The following is a 13353-nucleotide window of genomic DNA, read 5'->3' as shown; positions in this document are numbered from 1 at the left end:
TCGAACGCCCCAGGGAGCGATATGACGCACAAGCAGGTTGATTTCCTTTTGATCGGCGGTGGGCTTGCGAGCGCGCGCGCAGCGGAAACGCTGCGCAGAGAAGGCGCGACAGGCTCCATCCTCATGCTTTCGACAGAGTCGACCCTGCCGTATCTGCGGACGAGACTCTCGAAACAGTATCTGCAGGAGCCGTCAGAGGACTCCCAGTTCCTGCTGCACTCCGAGCAGTTCTACCGGGAGCAGGCGATAGATATCGCGCTGGACACGACAGTTGCATCCGTCGATCCCGTCCGTCAGATAGTAGAGACCTCGGTGGGCGCGCGCATCCACTACGGAAACCTCCTGATCGCAACCGGCGCGACACCGAGGCTGCTCGATGTCCCGGGGATGTCGCTCCATGGCATCCACACCCTAAGGTCCAGGCAGGATTGCGATGCCATTCGCGATGCCGCATCGAAGGGCAAGCGCGTCGTGGTGATCGGTGGCAGCTTCCTCGGCATGGAAACCGCCATGACCCTGAGCGAAATGGGCCTCGATGTGACGGTGATCGAGGAGAGTGACCGACTGCTGCGTCATCTCGAATCCAGGATGCTGTCGGAGTTCTTCCGCCTGCACGCGCAGGAGCGCGGCGCATCCATCGTCCTCGAAGACGCGGTGGTGGCCCTGCATGGGCAGCGCAAGGTGGCGGAAGTCGAAACACGCTCAGGCAGGAGGCTGCCGTGTGACGTTGTTGTCGTGTGCGCGGGAGTGGATCCGGCAACGCGCTTCCTCGAGGGTAGCGGGATCGCGCTCGAGAAAGGCTACGTTGCCGTAGACGAGTTGCTGCAGACGAACGTGCCAAACGTCTGGGCAGCAGGCGATGTCACGAGCTTCCACGATCCCGTCTTCGCCCGCCGGCGTCATATCGAGCACTGGGACAACGCCGCCAAGCAGGGCCGCCTTGCGGCAATGAACATGCTTGGCCGCCGGATGCGCTATGACCTCGTCTCATACTTCTTCTGCGACGTAGGTGATATTGGCTTCAACATGCTCGGCGCTCCCGAGGGGGCCGACGAATGCATCGCCCGGGGCTCGCTGGAGGACCGCTCCTTTGCGCTCTTCTACCTGAAGGACGATGTGGTGCGCGCCGTGTTCTCCATTGGACGACCAGCCACCGAGTTGCGCCTTGCCGAAGGGCTGATACGGTACCGCACCAATGTGCTGCCGCAGAAAGCGGAGTTGGGCGACCCCGACTTCGCGCTCGATCAGTTGCCGGTGCAGACCGTGCTGATCCTGCAGGGTGGCGGCGCGCTTGGCGCGTTCGAGTGTGGGGTCGTCAAGGGTCTCGAGGAACGCAAGATCTTTCCTGACATCGTGGCCGGGATATCGATTGGCGCACTCAACGGCGCGATCATTGCCAGCAACCCCGGCAACGCGACTGAAGCGCTCGAGTCGTTCTGGTCCGATCTTTCGGTTTGCACCCCTCACTTTCATTCGGAACCCTTGCGACGCGCCACGACGGCCATGCAGATACTGCAGCTTGGCGTGCCCAACTTCTTTCGGCCCCGCTGGATGCCCGCTTTCGACCAGCCTTGGGTCGCGCCATGGGACTGGACGAGCTTCTACGATACCTCCCCCATGAAAGCGCTGCTGGAGAAGTACGTGGATTTCGGCGGGCTACGCAACAGCCCGGTGCGATTGCTGGTCGGCGCCGTCAATGTCCTGACTTCGAAGTTCGAGATCTTCGACAGTTACGTTGACGACCTGACGCCGGATCATATCCTCGCCAGCGGCAGCTTGCCGCCGGGCTTCTCGTGGACATTCGTCGACGGGGTGCCCTACTGGGATGGCGGGATCGTGTCCAACTCTCCCCTCGACATGGTGACCGAACGCTGCGGCCCGGATGGGAAGCGCGTCTTCATTGTCGATCTTTTCTCCGGCGAAAAACCGTTGCCGTCCGGCATGATGGAAATCCTCGCGCGCCGCGACGAGATCGTGTACTCGGAGCGCATCCGTAGCGATCAGCGCGCACGCGAACTGAGAGACGCGTATCGCGAGCTTGTGGACTACATCCTTCAGGAAATCGAGCCTGTCAGGCGCGAGAAAATCAAAAGCCGTCCGCAGTACATCCAGCTCATGGGGGACGGCGCGCGCACGAGTATCTCGCGATTCGTGCGCGAGGGACCATCCGACGAGCCATCGTCGCGTGACTACGACTTCTCCAAGACGGCAATTCAGGCGAATATGGCCCAGGGGTATGCGGAGGTCACGGTGGTGTTGGGACCGATTCCAAACGCAAGCGATGGCCTGGTGCTAAAGCTGGGCGATTCGGATGAAAGTGTCACGGGGGATGTGTCAGACGGTGTCATGCCGTAAGCACTCGCAGCGATGGGCATTGAGCCACGCCGCGGCGGAACTCTGGTGACACCGGGATTGAACAGGCGCCCGCCTCGGGACTCTCCGATGGGCGCCCGCTATGCGCCCTTCCGCCCCTTGCCAGGCGTCGCCATCTTGCTCGCGAAGTACTTGAGCGCGGCGGTGGTGCCCTTGCGGTCCCCAGTCGTGATCAGGTCCAGTAGCAGCCCTCGCATCGTGGCGACTTCAACACGCGCGTAGAGCCGGGCTTCTTCTTCGCTGATGTTCATGCTTTGCTGCAGACGCTCAGCCAGCATCGAAGTCCAGCTACCCACGACGTCCTCCAGGAAGCCGCTGAAACGATCGCGATCGCGGATTGCCCTGCCGTAGATCTCGAACAGCAACTGCATCACGGGCAGATAGCCCGGCGCGGAATAGCGGTCCCAGGCGGCTTCCATCGCCGCGCCGCTATCCATACCGCCCGAGAACGCGCGCAGACGCGCCTGCTGCTCGGTATGTCGCACGCGAAACAGCAACGCCTGCCAGAAGCCATCGGCAGATCCGAAGTAGTAGATCAGCATTCGATGGCTGGTGCCCAGCGCATCCGCGACATTGCGCAGCGACAGGTCTCCCAGACCGTGAGCCAGCACGTGTTCTGTGGCGGCATCCAGCAGTTGAACGGCTTGCTCGCTGGATGAGCGGTCCGCGGCGGTGGTTTTGGCTTTCGGCATTCACTGGGCTCTTGGTTGGCGCGGCCCCGGCATGGAACGCCGTACCGCAGCGCGTCAATGTACCACGCAGTACATCAGCAGACGTCCCCTGGAGACACGCGGGACGGCGCCCCTTCCGCGATCCCGAAGGCCCGATTTGTGAATCGTGAATTCCATTGCTCCGGGCAGCGGCCTATCTTAGGTCGCGATCCGCGCTTCCGCGTATCGACACAGAACGACAAGAAACAGAACGGCACCGTCAGCCCAGCCATGTGCGCGAGCGCCGGACAAGGAGACAGGCATGACCATCAAGATGGGCGGGGCGCGTCTGGCCGCCGCATGGGTTGCGGCATCCGCATTGTCATTTGGCATGGCCGGTACCGCGCAGGCCGCCTGGCCAGAGCGGCCGATCCGGTTGATCGTGCCGGCCGCCGCAGGCGGTACCACTGATATCGCGGCCCGCCTGGTAGGCAAGCGCATGAGCGAGATCCTGGGCCAGCCGGTGGTGGTGGACAACCGTGCCGGTGGCGCCGGCATCATCGGCTCGCAAGCGCTGCTCCTGGCGCCGGCCGACGGCTACACGTTGATGATGGGCAACATTGGGCCGAACGCGATCAACTACGCGCTGTATCGCCAGCTGCCCTACAAACCCCAGGATTTCGCGCCGATCACGATGGTGGTCTCCGTGCCAAACGTGCTGGTGGTCAATGCCAAGGTGCCCGCGCGCAACGTGGCGGAACTGGTGGCGCTGGCGAAGTCCGAGCCGGGCAAGCTGTCGTTCGGGTCGTCGGGCTCGGGCCAGTCTGTGCACCTGTCGGGCGAACTCTTCAAGAAGCGCGCCGGCATCGACATCATCCACGTGCCCTACAAGGGCGCGGCGCCTGCCGTGGCCGATCTGGTGGCGGGCCAGGTGACGATGATGGTCGACAACCTGCCCAGTTCGCTGCCGCAGATCCAGGCTGGCAAGCTGCGCGCGCTGGCCGTGACCAGCGGGACGCGCGTGGCCGAACTACCCGACGTGCCGACGATGAAGGAAGCCGGCTTCGACGATTTCCAGGTGACGGCGTGGTTCGGCCTGGTGGCACGCGCCGGCACACCGCCGGCGGTAATCGCGCAACTGCACAAGGCCGCGGCAACGGCGCTGGCCGAGCCGCAGATCAAGTCGCGGCTGGCTGAACTTGGCGGACAGGCGGGCGGCGACACGCCCGAGCACTTCGGCCAGTTCATCGAACAGGAGCGCCTGCGCTGGGCGCGGGTCGTCAAGGACACGGGCATTCCGCAGCAGTAGCCGCATCACCGTATCGCAGTTTCATCGGCAAAGGAGTTCTCATGATCGACAAGATCGCGCCCTCGCTCGCCGCCGCGGTTTCGGGCATTGGCGACGGCGCCACGGTGTTGGTCAGCGGCTTCGGCGGTTCGGGCATTCCCGACGAACTGCTCGATGCCTTGCTGGCGCACAGCGCGCGCGACCTCACCATCGTCAACAACAACGCCGGCAACGGCGATGCTGGCATTGCCGCGCTGATACGCGCGGGCCGCGTGCGCAAGGTCATCTGCTCGCACCCGCGTTCGAACAATGCCGAGGCGTTCATTGATGCGTATCGCGCCGGCAAGGTCGCGCTCGAGTGCGTGCCGCAGGGCACGCTGGTGGAGCGGATGCGCGCCGCAGGCGCCGGGCTCGGGCCGTTCTTCACGCCCACGGCGTATGGCACCGCGCTGGCCGAAGGCAAGGAAAGCCGCGTTATCAATGGCACCGGCTATGTGCTGGAACAACCGCTGCACGGCGACTTCGCGCTGATCAAGGCACACCGTGCCGATCGCTGGGGCAATCTGACCTACCGCTACGCGGGCCGCAACTTCGGGCCGGTGATGTGCACCGCCGCGCGACACACCATCGTGCAGGTCGACGAGATCGTCCCGCTGGGCGAGATGACGCCGCAACACGTGATGACGCCGGGAATCTTCGTCCAGACAGTGGTCCTGGCAACATCGGGAGACAGCCATGCATGACACCCTGCCCCGCCTCGGCACGCTGCCGCGACTGAGCCGCGCCCAGATGGCGCGCATCGTCGCCCATGACATTCCCGATGGCAGCGTCGTCAATCTCGGCATCGGGATGCCCACGCTCGTTTCCGACCAGTTGCCCGACGACCGCGAGATCGTGCTGCACAGCGAGAACGGCATCCTCGGCATGGGTCCGGTCATCCGCGAAGGCGAGACCGACCCGGACCTGATCAACGCCAGCAAGGAGCCGATCAGCCTGATCGCCGGCGCGTCGATCTCGGACCACGCGGTGTCGTTCACCATGATGCGCGGCGGGCATATCGATATCACGGTGCTGGGCGGATTCCAGGTCGCGGCCAACGGCGATCTGGCCAACTGGTCGACCGGCGAGTCCGATGCGATTCCCGCGGTAGGCGGCGCGATGGACCTGGTGGTGGGCGCGGCCAGGCTGTTCGTGATGATGGAACACGTGACGCGCGACGGACAGCCGAAGATCGTCGAACGCTGCAGCTACCCGTTGACAGGCATCGGCGTGGTTGACCGCATCTATACCGACCTGGCCGTGATCGACGTTCGGCCCGGCAAGCCATTGCTGGTAACCGGCTTGGTCGAGGGTGTGTCATTCGAAACGGTGCAGGCGCTATCGGCCGCACCACTCACGCTGGCGGCCGACTGCCGCGTGCTAAGGCCAGGGCGCTGAAAGCATCGACGGATCGAGCAGGACCACCACTAGAACAAGAGAGGGGACAAGCATGACCAGGATGACAACCGGAAAGATGAGCCTGACCGCCAGCATCGCGCTACGCGTGCTGCTGGCCACCACCGCCATCGCCGCCCTGCCGCTTGGCGCCCACGCGGCGGATGCGTGGCCATCCCGCCCGATTCAGTTGCTCATTCCCTACCCGCCCGGCGGCAGCGCCGACCTGCTTGCCCGCCCGCTCGGCGCCAAGCTTCAGGAGCGGCTGGGCCAGCCCATCGTCCTTGACTATCGACCCGGCGCCGGTGGCACGATCGCCACGCAGGCGCTGGCCCGCAGCAAACCCGACGGCTACACGCTGATCATGGTGCTGGCCGCTCACGCGATCAATCCGAGCCTGTATCCCAAGCTGCCGTACGACACGCGCAAGGACTTCGCGCCGGTCTCGCTGGTGGCCAACCTGCCGTTGATCCTGGCCGGCAGCCCGTCGCTCAAGGCGCGCAACGTGCCCGATCTGATCGCCGCCGCCAAGGCCGCGCCCGGCACCATTACCTTCGGCTCCGCCGGCAACGGCAACACCGGGCATCTGGCTGGCGAACTGTTCGATTCGATGGCGGGCGTCAAGATGACCCACGTGCCGTACAAGGGTAGCGCCCAGGTGGTCAACGCCATGCTCGCCGGCGATATTCAGCTTACGTTCGACAGCATCTCGACCTCGATGCCGCAGATCCGCGCCGGCCGCATGACCGCGCTGGCCGTGACCAGCGCCAAACGCGCCGCGATGGCGCCCGATGTGCCGACGCTGGCCGAAGCTGGCGTGCCCGGCTTCGACATCAATGGCTGGTATGCCATCCTGGCCCCGGCCGGCACCCCGCGCGCCGTCGTCGACAAACTCAGCAGCGAGATTGCCACCGTGCTGACCCAGCCGGAACTCCGTTCGCAACTCGCCGCCAATGGCTACGAGCCGGTAGGGTCCACGCCGGCCGCCTTGGGCGCGCATATCGACGCCGAGCTGGCGCGATGGAACAAGGTGGTGCGCGACGCGGGCGTGAAGCTGGAGTAAGGACGCCAGCCTCGGCCCTCAGCCCTCAGTCCCCTGCCCTCTGCCGTCAGCCCTCTGCCTTGGGGACCGGATCGAGCACGAAGTCGTAGCGTGCTTCACGAAACGGCCCATCGAAGCCGAAGCGCCGCGCCAGCGGATGGTCGGCGGGCCGCTCCTCGTAAGCCACCTGCAGCGATGGCTTGACGCCGAACACCGCGTCCGAGTCCAGGTACGGATCGCCCCGGTTGAACAGGTGTGTGACCAGCCGGCGATGGCCCGGCGCGTCGATCATGAAATGCAGGTGCGCCGGCCGCCACGGATGCCGTCTGGTAGACGTGAGCATGTGGCCGACCGGCCCGTCGGTCGGAATCGGATAGCTCACCGGCACGATGGTGCGGATGGCGTAGTAGCCCTCGTCGTCGGTGCGATAACGGCCGCGCAGGTTGCCCGTAGGCTGCGCAGTGTCCTGGCCCGAATACATGCCGTTCTCCGCGGTCTGCCAGATGTCGAGCACCGCGCCACGCAGCGGCGTGCCATCGGCGGAGAACACGCGACCATGAACCAGCGCCGGCGTGCCCCGCGTAAGGGCCATGTTCTCTCCTGCCGAGCGGTCGGGCATCCCGGCAATGTAGAACGGGCCAAATACGGTGGTCTCGGTAGCGCCCGTGGACTGCCGGTGGTTGATCGCATCGACCAGCATCGACACCCCCAGCGTGTCCGACAACAGGATGAATTCCTGCCGGACCAGCCCGTCGCACATCTTGCCGGTATCGGTCAGGAACTGGATGGCGGCGAACCACTCCGCTTCCGTCGGCTCGCACTCGCGCACATAGGCGTGAAGGTGGCGCACCAGCCCTTGCATCAGCGCGCGCAGGCGAGGATCGGGCGTATCGGCGAAGCGCGCGACGACCTGCTCGGTCAGCGCGGCTTCGGCGGCTGCGTGGGGCGTTGCCTCCATGGTGTCTCTCCTTTGTGTTGGTTTCCGTGCGCCGATCCGTCTCAGGCCGGGCTCTCGCCGCGCCAGGCGCGTTCCAGCAACGCCCGGATCGGCTCGCGCTCGACCGGCCTCGGGTTGTAGTAGGGATTGGCGCAGGCCAGCGTGGCGGCCTCGTCCAACCCATCCTCGGGCATACCGATGGCCGACAACGCCGTGGCGATACCCAGCGACTGGTTCAGCCGGAACAGCAACGGGCCGGCATCCTGCGCGCGTTCGCCACCCAGCGCCCGCGCCACGCGTGCCAGCGCAAGCGGCGCGGCGGCGTGGTTGTAGTGCGCGGTATGCGGTAGCAAGATGGCATGGGTCTGCGCATGGGGCAGGTTGAAAGTCCCGCCCAGCGTGTGGCAAAGCTTGTGATGGATCGCCATGCCAACCGAGCCAAGGCAGGCACCCGCCAGCCACGCGCCGTACAGCGCGTCACCACGGGCGTCGATATCGTCCGGCCGCCGCACCACGGTGGGCAAGGCCCCGGCCAGCGCGCGAATCGACGCCTCGGCCATCAGGCTGATGATCGGGTTGGCGTCCTCGGCGTATAGCGCCTCCACCGCGTGCGCCATCGCATTCATGCCGGAGGCGGCGGAGATCTCCACCGGCAACGTCAGCGTCAGTTCGGGATCGTAGAGGACCGTACGCGGCAGCACGCGCGGGTCGCGGCCGGTCTGTTTCAGGCGTCCTTCGGTCAGGCCGTAGATCGGTGTTACTTCCGATCCTGCGTAGGTGGTGGGTACCGCGATGATGGGTTGCCCCGAAACGAGCGCGATGGCCTTGCCAAGCCCGATGGTGGACCCACCGCCAACCGCCACGTAGCAGTCAGCACCCAGCCGCGCGGCCTCGTCGCGTGCGGCGTGGGCCACCTCCACCGGCACATGCATCACGGCCTCGCTGTAGACGCCTGCGGAGCACTCGCCCAGCAACGCGGCCACCCGCTCGCCAAGTGCCCGATGCCCGGGCGTGGTCAGTACCAGAGCCCGCCGCGCGCCTAGCCGCAGCACCTCCTCGGGCAACGCCGCCAACCGGCCCGCGCCGAAGACCACCCGCGACGGCGTGGCTTGATAAACGAACGATTCCATCCCCTCTCCCAAGGCATCGACCCACCGAATGCGCTTCAGTGTAGTCCCGCTTCGCATGACGCACATGTTGGGCGAGCGGGCGACCGAATCGCCCGGCTCGCGCCTGACTCAATCAATGCGGCAGGACGGTCAGGCCCGTGGCGCCGCTGGAAGTCGTCCTGCGCTCGCTCCGGAGTACGCCGTTCTGATCGAACTCGAACAGCACCGTCGACGACAGGATGTCGCCGCCGGCGAACAGCGGACCGATAAAGGGAAGAAAGCTCTCCGGATGCGGCTTCGAGGTCGCATACGCGTAGACCAGCACGATCGCCCCGTCGCTAGTCGTCGCCTGCGAGGTTGGATTGCCAAGCTGTCCGGTCACGTCATCGAGCGTGGAGAAGCCCAGAATGAAACTCTGCATCTGCTCGGGCTTGACATCGATACCAGTCGATACGCAGGCGGCCATGAGGCCGCACACCGCAACCATTGCGTAGAACCGGTTCATATCGTCACCGCCCTGCTTCCTGGGCCGTGACTGCAGACGTGCTGGTCGTCGTGGCCCGAGTCTGGCCGGGCAATACGCCCAGTCCATCCCCTGCCTCAAGCATAGAACTTCCGAGGCCCAGGAAAAACGCCCGCGAAAGCGGGCGTCAATGCAGGGGCCAGGTCCGTGGAGCAACGCCAACGGCGTTGCGGACGCCTCTCAATGCGATTCCACGTAGCGCTTGAAGTTGTTCAGGATGGCCTGCCAGCCTTGTTGCTGCTGCTCGACCGGGTACTCCGTCTCGGCGACGAAGCTCACCCGCACGGTGACCCCCTGCGGTGCCTCGAGGAACTCGACCTTGGCAGTCCGGTCCCCGAACGCGTATTCGATCAGCTTGTTTTCCACGATCTTCGTGTAGGTACCGGCGAAATCGAAACCCATACTGCCGTCCTTGGCCTCCATCCGCGAAGAGAAGGCACCCCCCTCCCGCAAGTCAACCGTGGCGGCCGTGGTGTGCCAGTCGTCGGACGCGGCATTCCATTGCTTGATGTCTTCCGGCGTCGTATAGGCGCGCCACACCTTTCCGACAGGCGCTGCAACAGTGGTTTCAACGGTAACGTTCATAGACTCTCCCGAATCTCGTTCAAGGCCTCGGCTTGCGCCGTCAAGGCTGGCTCGCCATCCCGGGTGGCAATCAGCGCCTTCGGCGCCAGCGGGATCACGGCCAGGATCAGCCCATACACTGCGGTGGTGGCAATCACGCAATAGGTGAATCCGTGCGAGGGCACGCTATTGTAGATCCAGGAGCCCAGCAGATCGCCAGCGCGCCCCGAGAGCGCGAGGACCCCATCCACCAGCATCATCAGGGTGCCTTGCAGGCCCGGCGGGCACGACCGCATCGCGAGGTCGAGATAGGCTGCCGTGGCGATGCCGCCCATCAGCCCGATTGGCGCGGCCAGCACCAGCGCAAGGTCGGCGGAATGGATGAACGCCAGCGGGACCATCTGCGGCACGGCGATGATCGTGCCCCACCACAGCAGCCTGTTCAGGGCCACCCGCTTGCACAGATAGCCATAAAGCAGGAACGTCGGCACAAATGCGGCAGCGAAGATGCCGTTGTAGTACGAGTAGACGGAGTCCGACGCGTGCAGTTCGTTGGTCAGGTAGAACTGCAGCGGCGTGGCGGAGCCCGGGGCGAAGTTCCACAGAAAGCAGATCAGCACTGCCGGATAGACGGCCTTGTGTCTGACCAGCCGCCTGACGTTCCCGACGAAATCGGTGGCGCGGGCCAGGGGCCTGTCATAGATCTGGCCGAAGACCGACGGGGGTTTCCAGAGCGCCAGCGCGACGATCAGCAGATTGACGATCGCCACCAGGAAGAACGCTTCCGCCGCCGCCAGATGGTCGGAGACATAGCCAGAAGCAAAGGCGCCCGCCACGACCGGAACGGACCCGATCACGTTCCACAGCGCGCTCAGGCGGCCGGACATGAGCTTTTCCTGGCCGACCAGGGCGATCAGCCCCTGATAGGCGGCCGCGACGAACCGGAATGCCAGCATGGCCATCAGTGTCCCGGCCAGAAGCCCGGTGTACGAGAACCCCGAATACGCCATCCAGACGCAGGCCAGCGCGGTCATCGGCGCGAATATCAGGAAGTAGCCGCGATCCCGTAACCCGAGCGGGTTCCATTGGTCCCGCGCCAGTCCGAAAACGAACGCTACATAGACGGGGATGCCCGTCACCAGCCGAAACGTGGAAATCTGCGTTGCCGTCGCGTGCAACTCGTTCTTGAGGACGTACGACGTCTGGATATCGACGAGCGCACCGGCCGGCGTCGCCAGATAGATGAACAGGGTCAGCCAACCAAAGTACAGCAAGGTTCGGTCGTTGCCCTCGGAGCCCTGATGACCTGAAGCGGCCAGCATCGTCGTATCCACGCGGCAAGACTGCGATGGTGATTCGCTCTGGTCCTGGGACCGGAACGGCTAGCAGCACGGCCCCTTGGAGTGCCCGTGACAGCACACAGCGGCTGCTCGAAATAAGTGTAGGTAAGAAAACGTGGTCGCACCGCGCTCAGGTGTCCGCCCTTGATCCCGCCGCATGGGTGGGTTTCCATTCACGCCGGGCGGCGACGAAGCAGCAGGAAGCCCAGAATGCCCAGTATCGGGCCCGGCAGCAGAATCCAGGACGTCTTCAACCCCAGTTCGCCGAGGTAAGTGGACGCCAGCGCAATGGACACCACGGTCAGCGCGAAGCCGATCGAGTTCTGAATGGCAAGCGCGCCCCCAACCAATGTTGGCGGGCAGGCCCTGGCCGCCAGGGCCGAGAACTGTGGCGAGTCCGCGATGACGGTCGCCCCCCAGACCAGGAAGAAGCACAGCAGCCAACCCGGCGAGAGCGCATCGGCGGCGAATGGCAAGAGCAGGCAGCAGGTGCCGGAGATCGCCAACGCGCCCAGCGCCACGCCGGCGCTATCCACCCAGTGGGTCAGCAGGCCACCTGCAATGCAGCCAAGGGCGCCGATGCCGATGATCGCGAATGCCAGCGCGGAAATACTGAGTCCACCGAAACCGGACGGCAGCGACGAACGGGCGACGAGCATCGGCAATACCGTCCAGAACGCGTAGAGCTCCCACATATGCCCGAAGTAGCCCACCGCCACGGCTCTGAACCGGCGATCGCGAAAGGCACGCAGCGGATTGCCGGGACTTGGCGCGCCATGCCGGCGCACCGGCAGATGCGGCCCATTGCCCAGGCAGAGCACCAGCACCGCCGCCGCGCAGGCCAGCACCGACGAGCCCGCCATGACGTACTGCCAGGGCCACTGGGCTGCGGCGATACGCAAGCCGTGTGGCAGCGCGGTCCCCAGCGTCAGCATTCCTACCAGCAATGCCAGCGCCGCGCCCGCCCTGTCCGGCGCCCAACTGATGATCAGCTTCATGCCGATCGGATAGATGCCCGCCAGGCACACCCCTACCGCGAACCGAAGCGCGATGGCGGCAGAGAAATCACCGGACAGGCAGGCGAACCACGCGTTGAACCCTGCCCCGAGCAGGGCCGCCAGACCGAAGATCCGGCTCGCGGAGAACCTGTCGGCGAGCCCCAGCAAGGCAAAAGCCATGGTGCCGAGAATGAACCCGGCCTGGACCGCCGCCGTCAGCGTGCCGATATTGGCTGCCGTCAGCCCCCACGTCCGGACGAGGTCGTCAGCGGCGCTGTTGGCGCTGAACCAGAGTGACGTGCCAAACAGCTGCGCGATGGCAATCGTCAGCACCGGCGAGAATTGAGCGGATCCCCGTTTCACGGTTGTGTTCGATCCGAGCCTGCCGGATTACCGCTGGGCGACGTCCGGGGTGCTGCGATGATCGATATTGAGCTGCATGAATACCAGGTCGAGCCACTTGCCGAACTTCATGCCAACCTCCTTCATCAGGCCGACCTGCTCGAAGCCAAGCTTCTCGTGCAGGCGGATCGAACTGGCATTTCCAGCCTCGATGGCGCCCACCATGATGTGCTTGTTCAGGTCGCGCGCGCGCTCGATGAGCGCCTGCATCATCAGCCCGGCAATGCCCCGGCCCCGCTGGTCGTTCCGGATATAGACCGAATGCTCCACCGTATGGCGATAGCCGTCGAAAGCACGCCAGTCGCCGAACGACGCATAGCCCACCACGGCCCCCGCCTCGTCCTGCGCGACCAGCACCGGAAAGCCCGCCTTGCGGCGCGCGGCCAGCCAGTCCTTGCGATTGTCCACGTCGACCAGCACTTCGTTCCAGATCGCCGTGGTGTTCGCCACCGCATCGTTATAGATCGCGCAAACCGCTTCCATGTCGTCCGGCGTGGCATCGCGAATCGTGATTTCTGACATTGTTTACCCCTTGTTTTCTGTTCCACCTTTTCAGGCGCAGACGCAAGCATCCGCTACCTCTTCGACCTTTGCAATCGGGCACATCGCAAGCCCTGCCCAACTGGTAGCCACCGACGTGACCGCCCGCCGGCTTGACATCGCGCATCTGGAAGCCCCGATCAACGTGGATGT

At 65.0% G+C, this 13353-nt stretch carries 13 protein-coding genes; 5 read left to right on the top strand and 8 right to left on the bottom strand.

Annotated elements, in window-relative coordinates:
- Positions 1 to 21 precede the first annotated feature (21 nt).
- Positions 22 to 2355, top strand: a complete 2334-nt coding sequence (locus tag K6G35_RS24105; RefSeq protein WP_495676450.1) for an FAD-dependent oxidoreductase — start codon at positions 22 to 24, stop codon at positions 2353 to 2355.
- Positions 2356 to 2453: 98 nt separating this feature from the next.
- Here the strand turns inward: K6G35_RS24105 and K6G35_RS24100 are convergent, their stop codons facing one another.
- Positions 2454 to 3065, bottom strand: coding sequence for a TetR/AcrR family transcriptional regulator (locus tag K6G35_RS24100; RefSeq protein ID WP_008651991.1), 612 nt, complete (start codon positions 3063 to 3065; stop codon positions 2454 to 2456).
- A 280-nt stretch (positions 3066 to 3345) separates the two neighbouring features.
- Here K6G35_RS24100 and K6G35_RS24095 point away from each other — a divergent pair, with 280 nt between their 5' ends.
- The 4 genes from K6G35_RS24095 to K6G35_RS24080 all read left to right on the top strand — a co-directional run bounded on the left by K6G35_RS24095 (position 3346) and on the right by K6G35_RS24080 (position 6808).
- Complete coding sequence (locus K6G35_RS24095) at positions 3346 to 4332, top strand: Bug family tripartite tricarboxylate transporter substrate binding protein (protein WP_051705480.1); 987 nt, start codon at positions 3346 to 3348, stop codon at positions 4330 to 4332.
- A 41-nt stretch (positions 4333 to 4373) separates the two neighbouring features.
- Positions 4374 to 5054, top strand: a complete 681-nt coding sequence (locus K6G35_RS24090) for a 3-oxoacid CoA-transferase subunit A (protein ID WP_008651993.1) — start codon at positions 4374 to 4376, stop codon at positions 5052 to 5054.
- Positions 5047 to 5748 carry a 3-oxoacid CoA-transferase subunit B gene (locus K6G35_RS24085; RefSeq protein ID WP_495676449.1) on the top strand — a complete coding sequence of 234 codons (702 nt, stop codon included), beginning with the start codon at positions 5047 to 5049 and terminating at the stop codon, positions 5746 to 5748. The genes K6G35_RS24090 and K6G35_RS24085 overlap by 8 nt, the downstream gene beginning before the upstream one ends.
- A 61-nt stretch (positions 5749 to 5809) precedes the next feature.
- Positions 5810 to 6808 (top strand): Bug family tripartite tricarboxylate transporter substrate binding protein, encoded by a 999-nt coding sequence (locus K6G35_RS24080; RefSeq protein WP_411860112.1) that lies wholly within the window; start codon positions 5810 to 5812, stop codon positions 6806 to 6808.
- A 46-nt stretch (positions 6809 to 6854) separates the two neighbouring features.
- On the opposite strand, the gene K6G35_RS24075 is transcribed toward K6G35_RS24080, so the two are convergent.
- The 7 genes from K6G35_RS24075 to K6G35_RS24045 all read right to left on the bottom strand — a co-directional run bounded on the left by K6G35_RS24075 (position 6855) and on the right by K6G35_RS24045 (position 13182).
- Positions 6855 to 7745, bottom strand: a complete 891-nt coding sequence (locus tag K6G35_RS24075; protein ID WP_008651996.1) for an intradiol ring-cleavage dioxygenase — start codon at positions 7743 to 7745, stop codon at positions 6855 to 6857.
- Between the two features lie 41 nt (positions 7746 to 7786).
- Positions 7787 to 8854, bottom strand: coding sequence for a maleylacetate reductase (locus tag K6G35_RS24070; protein WP_286881946.1), 1068 nt, complete (start codon positions 8852 to 8854; stop codon positions 7787 to 7789).
- A gap of 112 nt (positions 8855 to 8966) precedes the next feature.
- Positions 8967 to 9338, bottom strand: a complete 372-nt coding sequence (locus tag K6G35_RS24065; protein ID WP_008651998.1) for an META domain-containing protein — start codon at positions 9336 to 9338, stop codon at positions 8967 to 8969.
- 198 nt (positions 9339 to 9536) lie between these two features.
- Complete coding sequence (locus tag K6G35_RS24060) at positions 9537 to 9941, bottom strand: SRPBCC family protein (RefSeq protein ID WP_008651999.1); 405 nt, start codon at positions 9939 to 9941, stop codon at positions 9537 to 9539.
- Complete coding sequence (locus tag K6G35_RS24055) at positions 9938 to 11242, bottom strand: MFS transporter (RefSeq protein WP_495676448.1); 1305 nt, start codon at positions 11240 to 11242, stop codon at positions 9938 to 9940. Before K6G35_RS24055 ends, K6G35_RS24060 begins: the two co-directional genes overlap by 4 nt.
- Before the next feature lie 191 nt (positions 11243 to 11433).
- Positions 11434 to 12621 carry an MFS transporter gene (locus K6G35_RS24050; RefSeq protein ID WP_495676447.1) on the bottom strand — a complete coding sequence of 396 codons (1188 nt, stop codon included), beginning with the start codon at positions 12619 to 12621 and terminating at the stop codon, positions 11434 to 11436.
- Between the two features lie 27 nt (positions 12622 to 12648).
- On the bottom strand, positions 12649 to 13182 hold the full coding sequence (locus tag K6G35_RS24045) for a GNAT family N-acetyltransferase (protein WP_008652002.1): 534 nt from the start codon (positions 13180 to 13182) through the stop codon (positions 12649 to 12651).
- Positions 13183 to 13353 lie beyond the last annotated feature (171 nt).

This window comes from Cupriavidus sp. HY129 (genome assembly GCF_059492215.1).
The sequence above is the reverse complement of the archived record's forward strand: the minus strand, read 5'-3'. Positions and strand labels throughout refer to the sequence as shown.